Raw genomic sequence first — 16473 nt, forward strand, 5'->3', positions numbered from 1 at the left:
TTCGGCTTTCCACTATTTTGACGCGCCTCATAGAGTCGGTGCTGTTCCTACGCCCCACCTTCAGTGTCTCTATTTTTGATTTTTAATATCCCTTAGCGTGTCGCTATTAAAATAATGGAGGCAAGTATGTCGTGGATAAGAAAAAACGCGCTTTGGTGCGTATTCGGCGGAGCAGTAGTAATGTCCTTCGTCATTTGGGGAACGTGGCAGGGCGTACATTACACCAGCACCACTGAGTTTTGTTTATCGTGCCACGCGATGGGTACTGCAGGGGAGGAATATAAAACCAGCGTGCATTTTCGAAATGCCTCTGGCGTTCGCGCGGAATGTAAGGATTGCCACATTCCACCGGGTATTGTTCCAACTCTGATACGTAAGACGGAAGCGTTAAACGATCTATACCACACCATTATCTCTCCTTCGATCGATACGCCTGAGAAATTCAATCTAAAGCGTGCGGAACTGGCGCAACGGGAATGGGCGCGCATGAGCGCTAACAATTCCGCGGCCTGTAAATCGTGTCATAGCTATGAAGCGATGGATCACGCTAAACAGTCTGCTAATGCGGTGGCACAAATGACGGCGGCTGCAGCAAAGAACAGTAACTGCATTGACTGCCACAAAGGCATTGCACATCACAAACCCGATATGAGCAGCGGTTTTCGCGATCGTTACAAGCAATTGCAGAGTCAGGGTGAACAATTACCCACGGCGACGACGCTGTATTCGTTAGGTGAAAAATCACTGGCTGCCACAGCAGAGAGTGCTGCAGGTAAAGCCATGCTGTACCCGGCAACGGAAGTGCGTGTGCTGAAAAGAGAGGGGAAAAACGTTCAGATAGAACTGACCGGCTGGCGGGAAAGCAAAGGACGTGGTCGGGTGATAACTCAGTATATGGGCAAACGCGTTTTCGCTGCCGTATTAGATGCTTCGCTGATGAATAATGTGAAGATTCAGCAAACTCAGGTTGATCCTGAGTCACATCAGGAATGGCAACTGGTGAGCGTGATTGCCTGGAGTTCTGCGGATGGTTTTACCGACAATGTTGACTCCATCTGGCAATACGCCGATCAGATGTTGCAGTCCACCTGTAGCGCCTGTCATAGCACACCGCCAACGAGTCGTTATACCGCTAATGGCTGGATCGCCGGCTTGAAATCCATGTCCACCTACTACCGGCTTAATCCGGTGGAAGATCGCACGCTGTTGAAATATCTCCAGACTCACGCCAGCGATGTACCTGAATCTAACAATACAAAAGGATAATTTATGGATATTCATGATTTTAACCCGTCACGTCGACGGTTTTTGACCGGAATGTTAGCCGTTGGCGCCGCCAGCGCATTAGGGCCGAATCCCCTGATCTCAAAGGTCTGGGCTGCAGGTGAAAATCCTGAGCAATGGATCCAGTCTGGTTCGCACTTTGGCGCTTTTGAAGCCAAAGTCGTGAACGGTGAATGGATAGATACCCGTCCATTCAAACATGATAAATATCCCTGCGATATGCTCAATGCCGTTCGGGAAGTGGTCTATAACCCATCGCGCGTGCGCTATCCGATGGTGCGGTTGGACTGGTTACGCAAGCGTGAAAAGTCAGATCGCAACCAACGTGGCGATAACCGTTTTGTCCGTGTGAGCTGGGATCAGGCGTTGGATCTGTTCTATGAGGAGCTGGAGCGGGTACAAAAGATCTCTGGTTCTTCTGGCGTATTTACCGGACTGGCGGACTGGCAAATGGTTGGAAAATACCATAAGGCCGGCGGCGCGATGGACCGGGGACTTGGCTTGCATGGAAGCTATGTCACTACCGTTGGCGACTATTCAGCTGCAGCGGCGCAGGTGATTTTGCCTCACGTGATTGGCTCGCTTGAAGTCTATGAACAGCAAACTTCGCTCCCGTTGGTTATCGAAAATACCAATACAATCGTGCTATGGGGTTGCGATCCTATCAAGAACTTACAGATCGAATTCCTCGTTCCCGATCACGACGCATTTGGATACTGGCAGCAGATTAAAGAGGCCGTCGCGCAGGGTAAAATGCGGGTTATCAGCGTCGATCCCGTACGCAGCAAATCGCAAAACTATCTTGGCTGTGAACAACTGGCGATAAGACCGCAAACTGATGTTGCTTTGCTACTGGCGCTCGCACATACCTTGTACGAAGAAAAACTATACGACGCCGCGTTTATCAGCGATTACACCGTTGGGTTCGAGCAGTTTTTGCCGTACCTGACGGGAGAGAGCGACAAACAGCCGAAAAACGCTGAGTGGGCGGCGGAAATTTGCGGCCTGACTGCGGAGCAAATTCGCGATTTTGCCCGTTTGCTGGTGAAGGGGCGCACACAATTTATGGGTGGATGGTGCGTGCAGCGTATGCACCATGGCGAACAATATCCCTGGATGCTGGTGGTACTGGCCAGCATGGCCGGACAAATTGGGCTGCCTGGTGGCGGTGTGGGCTTTGGCTGGCATTACAACGGTGGCGGTACAGTCACCTCTGCGGGCCCCGTACTGAGTGGCCTCGGCAGTATCAACAACCCGCCTGCTGCGAAATACAAAGCGGACTTTCGCGGCGCTTCGGAGCATATTCCTACCTCACGAATGATCGATTGTCTGCTGGAGCCGGGCAAGAAGATCGCTTTCAATGGTGAAACATTAACTTTTCCTGACATCAAAATGGCGATTTTCAGCGCGGCCAATCCGTTCCATGCCCAGCAGGATCGCAACCGGATGATCGATGCCTGGAAGAAGCTGGAAACCGTGGTAGTTCTCGATCATCAGTGGACGGCATCTTGTCGTTTTGCAGATATCGTCCTGCCCGTGACAACGCGCTTTGAGCGTAACGACATTGAGCAGTTTGGTACACATTCGAATAAAGGGCTGATGGCCGTCCGCCAGGTTGTCAAACCCCAGTTTGAAGCGCGACACGACTTTGATGTCTTTGCCGGTCTGTGCAAACGCTTTGGTCAGGAAGAGACATATCGCGAAAAGCGCGATGAAATGCAGTGGATAAAATCCATTTATGAAGAGGGCGTGAAAACCGGGTCATCACTTGGCGTCAGTATGCCGGACTTTGAAACCTTCTGGCAGGGCGAAGGATACATTGAATATCCTGTCGGGAAGCCGTGGGTGCGACATGGAGAATTTCGCGAACAGCCGGATATCAATCCGTTAGGAACGCCTTCCGGTCTGATTGAAATCTACAGTAAAACCATCGCTGGTTTCCAGTATCAGGATTGTCCTGGACATCCGGTGTGGATGGAGCCATTTGAGCGCAGCCATTCTGGTAAGAAAGATAAATATCCGCTGCATTTGCAATCCTGCCACCCGGATAAACGCCTTCATTCCCAGCTCTGTTCCAGCGATGCGTTTCGTAATACCTATGCGGTTGCTGGAAGAGAGCCGTTGTACATGAGCGAGGCGGATGCCCGTGCGCGTGGCTTAAAAGCCGGGGATATTGCGCGCGTATTTAATGCCCGTGGTCAGGTGCTGGCGGGCGTGGTAATCAGCCCTGACTACGCGCCTGGCGTTATCCGAATTCATGAGGGAGCGTGGTATTCGCCGCAAGAAGGTGGGAAATCGGGCACGTTATGCACCTATGGCGATCCGAATGTGTTGAGTGCGGATGTCGGTACATCGCAACTGGCGCAGGGACCTTCAGCGCATACGGTACTGGTCGAGGTGGAACGATACCAGGGGAGTGCCCCACAGGTCACGGGTTTCGGTGGTCCGGAGGTCGTGAAAGAGGAGAAGGTTAGTGCAGCATAATCACATTTTTCAGCAGCGTGCAGCGGTATACCAGTGGTTTTCGCAACTGCTGTTCCGTGAGCTGAACGAGGAGCAACTCACCAGCCTGGAAAGTGGGGAAAACCGAAAGTGGCTGGCGTCGCTAACGGCGATCCCTGGGTTGTCTTTTGATATCAAAAATCTGGAACGCAGCCTTGCCCGGGTGCTGCGCCGTGAAGACCGACAACTGGAGCTGGCGGCGGATTTTGCCTCGTTGTTTTTGCTGGCGCCTCCCGGCGGTGTTTCTCCCTATGCGGGACATTATCCACATACGACGGCGGCCGAAGAACGCAGGGAAATGAATGTGCTGTTAGTTGAGTATGGGCTGACACCGCATGAAAATGAGCCTGCCGACCATATTGCTGTACAGTTGTCATTGATGGCGAGAATGGTTGCCAATAAAGAGAAGCTGTCCGCGCAATATTACTTTTTGCATCATCACATCATGTGCTGGGCACCGCTGTTACGGGAAAGCTGCTTGCACCGGGACGAAGAGGGATTTTATCCTCAGGCGGTTAATGTCATAACGCATTTTATGCGTGAAGATGAGTTGTATCTGGAATCTCTTTTGATGGACGATTTTTACCTCAGCAGCCAGAGCTGAAAATAACAAAGGGACAGCAGATGCTGTCCCTTTTAGCTTGTGTCGCTGCGAAAAGTTAGTCTGCACGGCCCATATAGCGGCGTTCTTCAATGTGAATACGGATTTTTTCACCCGCACTCAGATATTCAGGAACCAGGATCACCAGACCAGTGCTCAGAGTGGCGGGTTTGTTACGCGCACTTGCTGAAGCGCCTTTGATGCCCGGTGCCGTTTCAACGATCTCCAGATCTACGGTCTGTGGCAGTTCAAGCGCCAGCAGTTGGCCGTCCCAGGTCAGAACCTGCATGTCCGGCATCCCGCCTTCCGGAATGAACAGCAGCTCTTCTTCAATCTGGTCTTTGGTGAAGGTATACGGGGTATAGTCTTCTTTATCCATAAAGACATATTCGTTGCCATCAACGTAGGAAAAATCAACGCCACGGCGGCTCAGCGTAACGGTATCTACGATATCGTCGCCTTTGAAGCGCTCTTCAACTTTCAGACCGGTACGGACATCAGAAAAACGCATTTTGTACAGCGTAGCTGCACCGCGTGCGGTTGGTGATTGAATATCAATATCTTTTACAATCAGCAGTTTGCCGTTGTAGTTCAGTACCATACCTTTTTTAATTTCGTTCGCTCTTGGCATCGAAAAAATCCTGTAGTGGGGAGTGTCTAAAATATCGCGTCAAACTACTCGCGCCGGGCCATTCAGGCAAGCGGAATTGTCACTTTTGCTGGTGCAAAAAAGGGGATACACACATCATCCTTGACGTTGCCTCTTTGTTGGCTGCGCTTATAACTCCAGGGGCGTCTTACGTGTACGCTTCCGGGACTCATTCACTTGCTGCCCCGATGCTTATTGAGTGATTGTGTGTATACTGTTCGCTACCTGCACCATCCGATGGTTTACGTTAAAGAGAATACTGTATGGAATGCCGTCCGGATTGTGGTGCATGTTGCACTGCGCCTTCTATCTCCAGCCCTATCCCTGGCATGCCTGATGGCAAGCCTGCCAATACACCGTGCGTTCAGCTTGATGAATCACTGCGCTGTAAACTCTTTGGTTCTGAGTTGCGCCCAAAAGTGTGTGCAGGTTTGCAGCCCAGCGCGGAAATGTGCGGGCAAACAACGCACCAGGCAATGCTGTATCTTATTGAACTCGAAGCGCTGACCGCACCCTAGAGCCAGTCCCATCAGGCTCTTAAACGTCTTTGATGCGCGCGAGGCAAAATACGGTGGCGATAATCATCACCAGCGCGAACCAGAACACGGCATGATAATTCCAGATTTCAGCGGCAATGCCCGCCAGCGAACCTGCAATAATCCACCCCACGCGGATGGTGTTCGTATACAGGGTGGTGGCTGAACCAGCCTGTCCCGGCATTAAATCCTGAAAATAGAGCATCCCAATTCCGCCGAGAATGCCGATGTAAATCGCGTTCAATAGTTGCAAACCGAGCAAAATAACCGGTGAGTGCGCCAGCAACATACCGGCATAAAATAAAAAACCGGCGACTACAGCGAACCGCATTAACAGGCGTTTGCCCAGCCGTTTAGCAAAGTATCCGGCGATCAGCATTGTCGGTATTTCCAGCCCGGCGGCGGTACCCATCATGATGCCTGCGAGTTTTTCCGGCAGGTGCAGTTCGTTGATGATGAACAGCGGCATATTAATAATATAGAGGCTGTTGGTGCCCCACATTAATGTGCAGATTGCAAAAAGCAGAAGCGTATCACGACGATTACGCCTTGGAGCCTCGACTACGCCGGTTGCCAGTGGGACGTTTTTGTTCATGGACGGTAAGAACAGCCAGACCATGACGCCGCAGATAATAAATGCGACCGCAGCGCTGAGATACATCACCGTAAAGCTGAACCCCATCGCCAGTGCGTAGGCCAGAGGGGGACCGATCACCCATGCCAGTGAAACCTGTGCGCGTAAAATTGAGCTGAACATCACGGCTTCCCGGCCTGTGCGGTCGGCATGTTCGCGGGCGAGGGCAAACATTTGTGGGTTAGCGGTAGAGCCAAAGCTACTGAGAAAAACACCGACAAACAGCAAAATAAAATAGTTACGGTTCCAGGCAAACAACACGCAGGCCAGCATCCCCAGCACACAGCAAAAAACAATCAGGTTCTTGCGATCGCCTTTTTTATCAGAGCGCCCGGCCAGAAACTGACTTACCAGGATGCCGATGACGGCACTGCCGGTAAAAAAGAAACCCACCATCCCTGGGCGGGCATGGACTTCATCGGTCAGAAAAAGGCTGAGTGTAGGAGTCTGCAATGCGCCAGCAATACCCGTCAGAAAAGCGACAAGCAAAAACGCCGAAGACGTTAAATCAAACGCCTTTGGTGTGGCGGCTACGGGGGTGTTATGCATGTTTCGATATCAGTGGTGTGAAGAGAGGCGGAGTTTACGCTGCTTGTCAGAAAACAAACAAGGAGCTAAATCAAAATCAGCATGAAAAATCAAAATCGCATTTCAGTCTGAGAAAACAGCATGCTGACGATGCTGAACCTGATAGGGTAACCCTGTTTTTTGCGTCAGCAATTTTCACACATAGAAGAAAAAATGTGCGTTACATCTAAATTCAGCAAGCAAATCTACAACTTTACTTGCGTGCTGAAGCAGAAAGAGCAAAACTTCTTGAAACGTTTCAGCGCTATCAGATTTTAAATGATGGAGTCGGGTGGCGCCTTTTTTCTCATGTTAGCTGAATCGTTTCAATTCAGCAGGAGAGGAGAACCATGTTCCAGTTATCTGTTCAGGATATACACCCGGGCGAGCAGGCCGGAAACAAAGAAGAGGCCATTCGTCAGGTTGCAGCCGCGTTAGTTCAAGCGGGCAACGTCGCGGAGGGCTACGTCGATGGCATGCTGGCACGCGAACAACAGACATCCACTTTCCTTGGCAACGGTATTGCTATACCTCACGGTACAACGGATACGCGCGACCGCGTGCTGAAAACCGGTGTGCAGGTATTTCAGTTCCCGCAAGGCGTGACCTGGGGTGAAGACCAGGTCGCGTATGTGGCTATCGGTATTGCAGCCAGCTCGGATGAACACCTCGGTTTACTGCGCCAACTGACGCACGTGCTGAGTGATGATTCGGTGGCTGAGCAACTGAAATCAGCCACTACAGCAGAAGAACTGCGCGCCTTACTGATGGGCGAAAAGCAAAGTGAACAGCTGAAGCTTGATAATGACATGCTGACGCTGGACGTTGCCGCCAACTCTCTGATGACGCTGCAGGCGCTGAATGCTGCACGGCTGAAAGAAGCTGGAGCGGTCGATGCGACATTCGTCACCAGAGCGATTAACGAACAACCGATGAATCTCGGTCAAGGGATTTGGCTGAATGACTGTGCTGAAGGCAATGTGCGCAGCGCGATCGCGGTCAGTCGTGCGGCCAACGCATTTGAGGTTCAAGGTGAAACGGCTGCGGCGTTGATTACCGTTGCTATGAATGATGAGCAGCCCGTTGCGGTGCTGAAGCGCCTTGGCGATCTGTTGTTGAACAATAAAGCTGAACGTTTACTGAAAGCTGACGCAGCTACCGTGCTGGCGCTGCTGACCAGCGATGACGCATTAACTGACGATGTATTGAGCGCTGAGTTTGTGGTGCGCAATGAGCATGGTTTACACGCCCGTCCGGGCACCATGCTGGTGAATACGATTAAACAATTTAACAGTGAAATTACCGTGACAAATCTTGATGGAACCGGAAAACCGGCAAATGGACGTAGTCTGATGAAAGTCGTTGCCTTAGGCGTGAAGAAAGGACATCACCTGCGCTTTACCGCACAGGGTGATGATGCTGAACAGGCGCTGAAAGCGATTGGCGATGCTATCGCGGCAGGTCTTGGGGAGGGCGCGTAATGAGCAGACGTGTTGCAACTATCACCCTGAACCCGGCTTACGACCTTGTCGGTTTTTGCCCGGAAATTGAACGCGGTGAAGTTAACCTGGTTAAAACGACCGGTCTGCACGCGGCTGGAAAAGGCATCAACGTCGCGAAAGTTCTGAAAGATCTGGGTATCGACGTTACGGTTGGCGGTTTCCTGGGTAAAGACAACCAGGATGGCTTTCAGCAACTGTTCAGCGAATTGGGTATTGCTAACCGTTTTCAGGTGGTGCAGGGGCGTACCCGTATTAACGTCAAACTGACTGAAAAAGACGGCGAAGTTTCAGACTTCAATTTCTCTGGTTTTGAAGTCACCCCAGCCGACTGGGAACGCTTTGTGAATGACTCCTTGAGCTGGTTGGGGCAGTTCGACATGGTGTGTGTCAGCGGCAGCTTGCCAACCGGTGTTAGTCCGGAAGCATTCACCGACTGGATGACGCGCCTGCGCAGCCAGTGTCCATGCATTATCTTTGATAGTAGCCGTGAAGCACTGGTCGCGGGTCTGAAAGCGGCGCCGTGGCTGGTAAAACCTAACCGCCGCGAGCTGGAGATCTGGGCTGGCCGTAAACTGCCGGAAATGAAAGATGTTATTGATGCTGCACATGCACTGCGCGAGCAGGGTATCGCTCATGTGGTGATTTCACTCGGTGCGGAAGGTGCGCTGTGGGTTAACGCTTCAGGCGAATGGATTGCGAAACCGCCATCCGTTGAGGTGGTCAGCACCGTAGGTGCGGGAGACTCAATGGTCGGCGGCCTGATTTACGGCCTGCTGATGCGTGAGTCCAGTGAACACACCTTACGTCTGGCGACCGCTGTGGCTGCACTGGCCGTAAGTCAAAGTAATGTGGGTATTACCGATCGTCCTCAGTTGGCCGCAATGATGGCGCGTGTCGACTTAAAACCGTTTAACTGACAGCAGGAGAGGCATAATGAAAACGCTGCTGATTATTGACGCTAATCTCGGCCAGGCTCGTGCTTACATGGCGAAAACCCTGCTTGGAGCGGCGGCGCATAAGGCGCATCTGGATATTATTGATAATCCTAATGATGCTGAGCTGGCGATTGTTCTGGGCGACAAACTCCCGAATGACACTTCGCTGAACGGAAAAAATGTCTGGTTGGGTGATATTGGTCGTGCGGTTGCTCATCCTGAGTTATTCCTTAGCGAAGCGAAAAGTCATGCAAAACCCTACAGCGCGCCAGCTGCTGCCGCACCTGTGGCAAGCAGTGGTCCGAAACGTGTGGTTGCGGTAACGGCCTGCCCAACGGGCGTAGCGCATACTTTTATGGCTGCTGAAGCCATTGAAACCGAGGCCAAAAAACGCGGCTGGTGGGTGAAGGTTGAAACCCGTGGCTCTGTTGGGGCGGGTAATGCCATAACCCCGGAAGAAGTTGCCGAAGCTGATCTGGTGATCGTGGCTGCTGATATTGAAGTGGATCTGGCGAAATTTGCCGGAAAACCGATGTACCGTACCTCGACCGGTCTGGCACTGAAGAAAACGAAGCAAGAGCTGGATAAAGCCGTCGACGAAGCGACCCTCTACCAGCCTGCGGGGAAAGGACAGTCTACAGCGACACAGGGTAAGAAAGAGAGTGCTGGCGCATACCGTCACCTGCTGACGGGCGTTTCTTACATGCTGCCAATGGTGGTTGCCGGTGGCCTGTGTATTGCGCTGTCTTTCGCGTTTGGTATTGAAGCATTTAAAGAGCCTAACACGCTGGCAGCGGCGTTGATGCAGATTGGCGGTGGCTCAGCCTTTGCGCTGATGGTTCCGGTTCTGGCGGGTTACATTGCGTTCTCTATTGCCGACCGTCCTGGCCTGACGCCGGGTCTTATCGGCGGTATGTTGGCGGTAAGCACCGGTTCCGGTTTTATCGGCGGGATCATTGCCGGTTTCCTTGCGGGTTACCTGGCGAAGTTAATCAGCACTAAGCTGAAACTGCCGCAAAGTATGGAAGCGCTGAAACCGATCCTGATCATTCCACTGCTCTCGAGCCTGGTGGTGGGTCTGGCGATGATTTACCTCATTGGCAAACCGGTTGCTGGCATCCTGGAAGGTCTGACTCACTGGCTGCAAACCATGGGGACGGCGAATGCGGTACTACTCGGTGCAATTCTTGGCGGTATGATGTGTACTGACATGGGGGGACCGGTAAACAAAGCCGCATATGCTTTCGGTGTGGGTCTGCTGAGTACACAAACGTATGCGCCAATGGCTGCAATCATGGCTGCGGGTATGGTGCCACCGCTGGCACTGGGTCTGTCTACCCTTGTTGCGCGTCGTAAATTCGACAAAGCACAACAGGAAGGGGGGAAAGCCGCTCTGGTTCTGGGTCTGTGCTTCATTACCGAAGGGGCGATTCCGTTCGCAGCCCGTGACCCGATGCGTGTTCTGCCGTGCTGTATCGTCGGTGGTGCGTTGACCGGAGCAATCTCCATGGCGGTAGGTGCTAAGCTGATGGCTCCGCACGGTGGTCTGTTCGTACTGCTGATTCCTGGCGCAATTACACCGGTTCTTGGATATCTGCTGGCAATTATCGCAGGTACGCTGGTTGCGGGTCTGGCCTATGCGTTCCTGAAACGTCCGGAAGAGGACGCTGTCGCTAAAGCGGCATAACCCTCCTCTCATCAAAGGGCAGAGATTTCTCTGCCCTTTTTTTATGCTTAAAGCGTTATCCATTGAAATTCTATGGGGCGAGGCATAACGAATCCTTTTGCTATGCGGTTCAGGCAATCATGGGTGCAATGATAAAGCCAAAGGCAACACCAGCAATAATGCCGCCTAACCCTGGCAACATAAACGGATGGTTTAAGACATACTTGCCAACCCGCGTTGTCCCTGTGGTGTCGAATTCCATTGCTGCCAGCGACGTGGGGTAAGTTGGCAGAACAAACACCCCGGTTACCGCGACGTACGAAGCTAGTATGGCCCAGGTTGGTACACCGAGGGCGACGGCAAGAGGGATAATCAGTGGCGTGGTTGCTCCTTGTGAATAGAGGAGCGCGCAGGTACCAAAGAGTACCAGTGCCAACAGCATCGGATAGGCCTGCAGAATATCGCCCGCGATACTTTTAATCTCCGCCAGATGCGCATCAATAAATGTTGTGCCCAGCGTTACGATCCCGAGAATTACTGCCAGTGAGCTCATGCCCGCGCGAAAAGTGGATGTCAGCACAATGGAATCTGTGGATGTTTTACACAACACCACCATCAGGCAAGCGGCGGACAGCATGCAGATAATAATGATATCCCGCGTATTCATTGGGCTACCGATGTCGAAGCCGGGGCGTAGCTGAGGACATGCGGCAAGAATAACGATGACGACTGTTGCCAGCATAAACAGGCCGACAGAAAGCCTGGCTCCCGGCGTAGTGCTGTGCTGCCCTTCATATTTACGGACCAGACCTTTTTGCAGACGCTCCAGATATACTTCGTCATCTTCCAGCTCGCATCCCTGGCGTGAAGCGATTAATGCGGCAACCATCGCGGCAACGAATGAGGCCGGAAGACAAACCGCCATTACCTGAATAAAGCTGACGCCATTCCCTTCCATGATCGTCAGCATCGCGGCCATGGCGGCGCTAATCGGCGAGCCAGATATCGCAATTTGGGAGGCGACTACGGAGCCAGCTAGCGTGCGAGAGGGACGTATGCCGGATTCTTTTGCCACTTCTGCAATTACCGGCAAGGTAGAAAAGACGATAAACCCGGTTCCCGCCATAATGGTCATCGACCAGGTAATAATTGGCGCAATAATATTAATATATTTTGGATTTCGTCGCATAAAATTGCCGGCGATGCGTACCAGATAATCCATGCCTCCTGCGGCCTGTAGTGCAGATGCTGCTACAACAACCGTCATAATAATAAGAATAACATCTACGGGCGGGGAACCGATGGAAAGACCAAATCCCAGCGTCAGAATTGCCAGTCCCAGTCCACCGCATAAACCAATGCCAATCCCGCCGAGACGAATACCAAAAAATATTGATCCTAATACCACGATAATTTCTAGCCAAATCATAATGATCTCCGCCAGACAATAATTTGTCGTTAAAGGTGAGTGTTTAGTTAATATGTTTATTTAGTTAGGTTTGTTTTTTATTGCGCCAGGAGATGGTGCTTTCCTACTCTTTTTTCGTACCACTTAATACCTGCACGAACTAATGATCCGGTTGAATCAATATATTTATCCGGTGACTGTTTAACCGCTTCGGCAAGGATCACAGGAACTTCCGTACAGCCCAGAACGATAACTTCAGCACCGCGTGAGAAAAGTATTTCGGCTTGTTCAAGCATCATTTTTTGCGCGTGCTTAAGATCACCTGCTTTTAAGCAATAAATACTTTCCATCACTTTTTCCTGACTGGACGTATCAGGACTGATGCAGCTTAAGCCAAGAGATTCTATACCTTTTTGATAAAGTCCCATGTAGAGTGTGGCGTTGGTTGCCAGCAGCCCAATACGGGTTTTTCTGCATTTTTCAACCTCATTCATCGTTGTATCAACAATGCTTAGCAGGTCTATATGGCAGGAATCTTTTAATTCGTTGAACCAAAAATGGGCGGTATTACAGGGAATCACAATACACTCCGCCCCGGCATCTTCCAGTTTATGCAGATAATCACGCATAGCGGGAAGAGGGGAGCGACCATGATGCATCAGAGCATCGGTCCGGTCGGGAATATCAGGAATAGATGAAATAATTAATGGAATATGTTCCTGATCGCACTGTGCTGCCGTATAAGTGACAAATTTATTAAAAAGATCGACGGTTGCAGCAGGACCCATTCCGCCAAGTACGCCAATTAAACCTTTCACGATTTATACCTCATTTAACCGTTAATAAATAATCTGTATTTTTTCTTTCGCTAATGTTTAACAGCTGATGACGGCGATGAGAAATGCAATAATGTTTGCTGTAATGCAAAAACCGCATGATTGTGAGTGTTGAGTCAGGGGCAGAATGCCAGCGCCCGGCAAAGAGTATGGGTTCTGGTCAGAATCGAGCGCGAACATATGGGAGAAACCATCAGGAGGTTAATGTCAAAAACGAAGGTGTCATGCAAAAAACGAATCACTAATTGCTGAGAGTCAATGATATGTCCTGAAATTCTCAGGCATGATGTTATATGCTCATGGACATATTTAAATACCTGTGTGACCGATATGAAAAACATCGAGACAAAATGGTTATATGATTTTTTGACACTGGAAGCCTGTCGTCATTTTTCCCAGGCTGCTGAGCAACGTAATATATCTCAACCAGCATTTAGCCGACGGATCAAAGCGCTCGAGTCGGCAGTAGGAGTCATGTTATTTGATCGCACCACTTCGCCGTTGCAACTCACGGAAGAGGGGAAGTTGTTTCACTCGCAGACACGAAGCTTATTGCAACAGCTGGAATGTAATCTGGATGAGCTAAGCGGTCATAACTTGCTAGGCGTGCCGAATATTAAAGTTGCGGCGGCACATTCGCTGTCGCTTACCATGCTACCCAGATTAGTTCACTCGATGGCAGCCTACGGCGAAGAATTTGTTTATCACGTTGAGGCCATTGATGTTGTGCAGGCGGTTAACACCCTGCGAGAAGGGAAAAGTGATTTTATTATCTCATTTCGCGATGAAGACCTGATGCAGTCACCTTTTTGTGGCCTGAAAGTTTTTGAATCAGAGCTGTACCCTGTTTGTGCTGCTGATGAGCAGGGTAAACCGTTGTTTGATATCTGGCAGCCGCAGGTGCCGATATTGAACTACACCAGTACATCTTATATGGGGCGGTTGGTTAACCGCCATCTGGCGGAAGTGGGCAGAATTACGGGACGCACGTTATTTATGTCTTCGATGAGTGAGTTGCTGAAAAATATGGCGCTTGATGGACATGGTATCGCCTGGTTACCCGCATGGTCGATTGTTAACGAACTGCGCACAAAACGGTTGGTTTCACTGGCGGTACCGGAGCTAATGGTGCCAATTCAGGCCTATATTTACAGGATGGATACCCGGTTGAATAAAACAGCTGAAAATTTCTGGGGCATCTTGCGTAACCATATGCCAGAGCTTTGATTTTCGCTTCTGAGGCGCGCCAGTTAGTCTGGCGCGCGGGAACGATGTTACGCGACTGCTTTTTCTGTTTGCTGGGCTTTCAGCCAGGCTATCTCTTCTGCCCAGATATCAGGGTTGATGGTCTCAAGTACCAGTGGAATACCGTCAAAACGCTTGTCCTGCATGATCCAGCGGAAGGCATCGTGACCGATGTTGCCTTCGCCTAAGCTGTGGTGGCGGTCAACACGGCTGCCAAATGTGCTCTTGGCATCGTTGAGATGCATCCCGCGTAAATAATTAAAGCCGACGATGCGTTCAAATTCCGCAAAGGTCTTTTCGCACTCGGCAGTAGTGCGTAGATCGTATCCGGCAGCGAAGGCGTGGCAGGTATCGATGCAGACACCGACACGGGTTTTATCTTCTACGCCATCAATAATGGCCGCCAGATGCTCAAACTTAAACCCAAGATTACTGCCCTGCCCGGCGGTATTCTCAATGACTGCCGTCACGCCCTGAGTCTGAGCGAGGGCAATATTGATCGACTCCGCGATCCGCGCCAGGCACTCATCTTCCGGGATCTGCATCAAATGGCTACCAGGGTGAAAGTTAAGCAGAGATAAGCCAAGCTGCTCACAGCGCTGCATTTCATCAATAAAGGCATCGCGTGATTTTTCCAGCGCGTCGCTCACCGGGTGTCCGAGGTTAATCAGGTAGCTGTCGTGAGGCAGGATTTGTGCCGGAGAAAAATGGTACTTCTCGCAGGCTGACTTAAAGTCATCTATGACTTCGGTCGTCAACGGCGAGGCGCGCCACTGGCGCTGATTTTTGGTGAACAGGGCGAATGCGGTCGCTTCGATTTCCGCGGCTCGAATAGCGGCGTTAGCCAGACCGCCAGCGGCGCTTACGTGCGCTCCAATATATTTCATAAGTTAAACCCGCCATACTCAAAAGGGGAGAGTATAGCGGGTTAACAAGGGTTAGTCGTGATCGATCATGCCATCAGCGCGTGGATGGCAACGTTAATCGCACCGCCGCCCACAATCAGCCAGACAAACAGAACAAGCGCCATCAGTAAGGGTTTAGCACCTGCTTTCTTCAGTGCACTGACGTGAGTGGTAAGCCCAAGTGCGGCCATCGCCATCGCCAGCAGAACTGTATCCAGCGTAACCAGCATGTCCACTACGGACTTCGGTAGCAGGTGGAACGAGTTGAAAATCGCAACCACAATAAACAGGATGGCAAACCACGGAATAGTGATTTTACTTTTTTCCCCTCCGGTCGCCGGAGACAGCTGTTTCACACGGGCAGCCAGGATGATGAGGAATGGAGCCAGCATCATAACGCGCAACATTTTTGCAATCACTGCCGCGTTTTCTGCGTCCGGGGTAATTGCATGTCCGGCGGCGACAACCTGTGCTACTTCATGCATGGTAGAGCCAATGTAAATCCCATAGGTTTCCGGGCTAAACCAGTGCGCCAGCAGTGGATACATTGCCGGGTACAGGAAGATTGCAATCGTACCGAAGATAACCACAGTTGCGACAGCGACCGTCACTTTACTGGCTTCTGCTTTGACTACCGGTTCTGTTGCCAGCACCGCGGCTGCACCGCAAATGCTGCTCCCGGCACCAATGAGCCAGCTGGTGTGCCGATCCAGGCCAAACACTTTCTGCCCAAGGAAACAGGCAAGCATAAAGGTACTGGTCAGCGTCAACACATCGATCACGATACCGCTGACGCCAACGTCAGCAATCTGCGCGAATGTGAGGCGAAAGCCGTAGAGGATTATCCCCAGGCGTAATAAATGTTGTTTGGCAAACAGTACGCCACCGTCACAGCTTTTCCAGATGTGTGGATAGACGGTATTACCGAGAACCATCCCCAATAAAATGGCTAAGGTGAGGGCGCTGAACCCGGCACCCGCTACGGCGGGAATGGAACCACCCCACAAAGCGGCCCCGGTGATAACTGCACTCAGGGCAAGCCCCGGAATAAAATGCCACACTGTACGTCGATGATTCTGTAGGGCGAGTTCTGTCATGACCCCTCCTGTGAATTGGAATGAAATCTTTGACAAAATAGTAAGGTGAAGTGGCTTAAAAATAAAATTGATTATATATTTATAATTAATCTTTATAAGTGGTAAG

14 protein-coding genes are annotated in these 16473 nt (G+C 51.1%); 8 read left to right on the forward strand and 6 right to left on the reverse strand.

What is annotated here, in order from left to right:
• Nucleotides 1-126 precede the first annotated feature (126 nt).
• The 3 genes from torC to torD are packed head-to-tail and all read left to right on the forward strand — an operon-like array spanning nucleotide 127 to nucleotide 4390.
• A complete protein-coding gene (gene torC / locus OGY01_RS03510; protein ID WP_286492430.1) occupies nucleotides 127-1266 on the forward strand; it encodes a pentaheme c-type cytochrome TorC in 1140 nt (379 codons plus the stop codon).
• A gap of 3 nt (nucleotides 1267-1269) precedes the next feature.
• Nucleotides 1270-3768, forward strand: coding sequence for a trimethylamine-N-oxide reductase TorA (gene torA / locus OGY01_RS03515; RefSeq protein ID WP_286492432.1), 2499 nt, complete (start codon nucleotides 1270-1272; stop codon nucleotides 3766-3768).
• A complete protein-coding gene (torD, locus tag OGY01_RS03520; RefSeq protein ID WP_286492434.1) occupies nucleotides 3758-4390 on the forward strand; it encodes a molecular chaperone TorD in 633 nt (210 codons plus the stop codon). The genes torA and torD overlap by 11 nt, the downstream gene beginning before the upstream one ends.
• 55 nt (nucleotides 4391-4445) lie before the next feature.
• On the opposite strand, the gene yeiP is transcribed toward torD, so the two are convergent.
• A complete protein-coding gene (yeiP, locus tag OGY01_RS03525; RefSeq protein ID WP_045445067.1) occupies nucleotides 4446-5018 on the reverse strand; it encodes an elongation factor P-like protein YeiP in 573 nt (190 codons plus the stop codon).
• A gap of 281 nt (nucleotides 5019-5299) precedes the next feature.
• On the opposite strand from yeiP, the gene OGY01_RS03530 reads away from it, so the two are divergent.
• The gene (locus OGY01_RS03530) at nucleotides 5300-5554 is read left to right on the forward strand and encodes a YkgJ family cysteine cluster protein (protein ID WP_045445064.1); all 255 of its coding nucleotides are present in this window, start codon (nucleotides 5300-5302) and stop codon (nucleotides 5552-5554) included.
• Nucleotides 5555-5573: 19 nt separating this feature from the next.
• Here the strand turns inward: OGY01_RS03530 and setB are convergent, their stop codons facing one another.
• Complete coding sequence (setB, locus tag OGY01_RS03535) at nucleotides 5574-6755, reverse strand: sugar efflux transporter SetB (RefSeq protein WP_200010120.1); 1182 nt, start codon at nucleotides 6753-6755, stop codon at nucleotides 5574-5576.
• A gap of 368 nt (nucleotides 6756-7123) precedes the next feature.
• Here setB and fruB point away from each other — a divergent pair, with 368 nt between their 5' ends.
• The 3 genes from fruB to fruA are packed head-to-tail and all read left to right on the forward strand — an operon-like array spanning nucleotide 7124 to nucleotide 10897.
• On the forward strand, nucleotides 7124-8254 hold the full coding sequence (gene fruB, locus OGY01_RS03540; protein ID WP_286492435.1) for a fused PTS fructose transporter subunit IIA/HPr protein: 1131 nt from the start codon (nucleotides 7124-7126) through the stop codon (nucleotides 8252-8254).
• Nucleotides 8254-9192 carry a 1-phosphofructokinase gene (gene fruK / locus OGY01_RS03545; protein WP_003027446.1) on the forward strand — a complete coding sequence of 313 codons (939 nt, stop codon included), beginning with the start codon at nucleotides 8254-8256 and terminating at the stop codon, nucleotides 9190-9192. Before fruB ends, fruK begins: the two co-directional genes overlap by 1 nt.
• A gap of 16 nt (nucleotides 9193-9208) precedes the next feature.
• The gene (gene fruA / locus OGY01_RS03550) at nucleotides 9209-10897 is read left to right on the forward strand and encodes a PTS fructose transporter subunit IIBC (RefSeq protein WP_045445055.1); all 1689 of its coding nucleotides are present in this window, start codon (nucleotides 9209-9211) and stop codon (nucleotides 10895-10897) included.
• Nucleotides 10898-11006: 109 nt separating this feature from the next.
• Here the strand turns inward: fruA and OGY01_RS03555 are convergent, their stop codons facing one another.
• Nucleotides 11007-12305 (reverse strand): anaerobic C4-dicarboxylate transporter, encoded by a 1299-nt coding sequence (locus OGY01_RS03555; RefSeq protein ID WP_045445052.1) that lies wholly within the window; start codon nucleotides 12303-12305, stop codon nucleotides 11007-11009.
• A 77-nt stretch (nucleotides 12306-12382) separates the two neighbouring features.
• Complete coding sequence (gene cuyB, locus OGY01_RS03560; RefSeq protein WP_045445049.1) at nucleotides 12383-13102, reverse strand: cysteate racemase; 720 nt, start codon at nucleotides 13100-13102, stop codon at nucleotides 12383-12385.
• Nucleotides 13103-13441: 339 nt separating this feature from the next.
• On the opposite strand from cuyB, the gene hypT reads away from it, so the two are divergent.
• Nucleotides 13442-14347 (forward strand): hypochlorite stress DNA-binding transcriptional regulator HypT, encoded by a 906-nt coding sequence (hypT, locus tag OGY01_RS03565; RefSeq protein ID WP_286492437.1) that lies wholly within the window; start codon nucleotides 13442-13444, stop codon nucleotides 14345-14347.
• Nucleotides 14348-14394: 47 nt separating this feature from the next.
• On the opposite strand, the gene nfo is transcribed toward hypT, so the two are convergent.
• Both nfo and OGY01_RS03575 read right to left on the reverse strand, forming a co-directional pair.
• Nucleotides 14395-15252, reverse strand: a complete 858-nt coding sequence (nfo, locus tag OGY01_RS03570) for a deoxyribonuclease IV (protein WP_286492438.1) — start codon at nucleotides 15250-15252, stop codon at nucleotides 14395-14397.
• A gap of 65 nt (nucleotides 15253-15317) precedes the next feature.
• A complete protein-coding gene (locus OGY01_RS03575) occupies nucleotides 15318-16367 on the reverse strand; it encodes a YeiH family protein (RefSeq protein ID WP_048221042.1) in 1050 nt (349 codons plus the stop codon).
• Nucleotides 16368-16473: the final 106 nt, after the last annotated feature.

This window comes from Citrobacter sp. Cm038 (genome assembly GCF_030333105.1).
Classification (GTDB): domain Bacteria; phylum Pseudomonadota; class Gammaproteobacteria; order Enterobacterales; family Enterobacteriaceae; genus Citrobacter; species Citrobacter murliniae.

Excerpts from the sequence above, each read along its gene's own strand:
- torC (WP_286492430.1), top strand. The coding sequence starts at position 127 with ATGTCGTGGATAAGAAAAAACGCGCTTTGGTGCGTATTCGGCGGAGCA.
- torA (WP_286492432.1), top strand. The coding sequence starts at position 1,270 with ATGGATATTCATGATTTTAACCCGTCACGTCGACGGTTTTTGACCGGA.
- yeiP (WP_045445067.1), bottom strand. The coding sequence starts at position 5,018 with ATGCCAAGAGCGAACGAAATTAAAAAAGGTATGGTACTGAACTACAAC.
- OGY01_RS03530 (WP_045445064.1), top strand. The coding sequence starts at position 5,300 with ATGGAATGCCGTCCGGATTGTGGTGCATGTTGCACTGCGCCTTCTATC.
- setB (WP_200010120.1), bottom strand. The coding sequence starts at position 6,755 with ATGCATAACACCCCCGTAGCCGCCACACCAAAGGCGTTTGATTTAACG.
- fruB (WP_286492435.1), top strand. The coding sequence starts at position 7,124 with ATGTTCCAGTTATCTGTTCAGGATATACACCCGGGCGAGCAGGCCGGA.
- fruK (WP_003027446.1), top strand. The coding sequence starts at position 8,254 with ATGAGCAGACGTGTTGCAACTATCACCCTGAACCCGGCTTACGACCTT.
- fruA (WP_045445055.1), top strand. The coding sequence starts at position 9,209 with ATGAAAACGCTGCTGATTATTGACGCTAATCTCGGCCAGGCTCGTGCT.
- OGY01_RS03555 (WP_045445052.1), bottom strand. The coding sequence starts at position 12,305 with ATGATTTGGCTAGAAATTATCGTGGTATTAGGATCAATATTTTTTGGT.
- nfo (WP_286492438.1), bottom strand. The coding sequence starts at position 15,252 with ATGAAATATATTGGAGCGCACGTAAGCGCCGCTGGCGGTCTGGCTAAC.
- OGY01_RS03575 (WP_048221042.1), bottom strand. The coding sequence starts at position 16,367 with ATGACAGAACTCGCCCTACAGAATCATCGACGTACAGTGTGGCATTTT.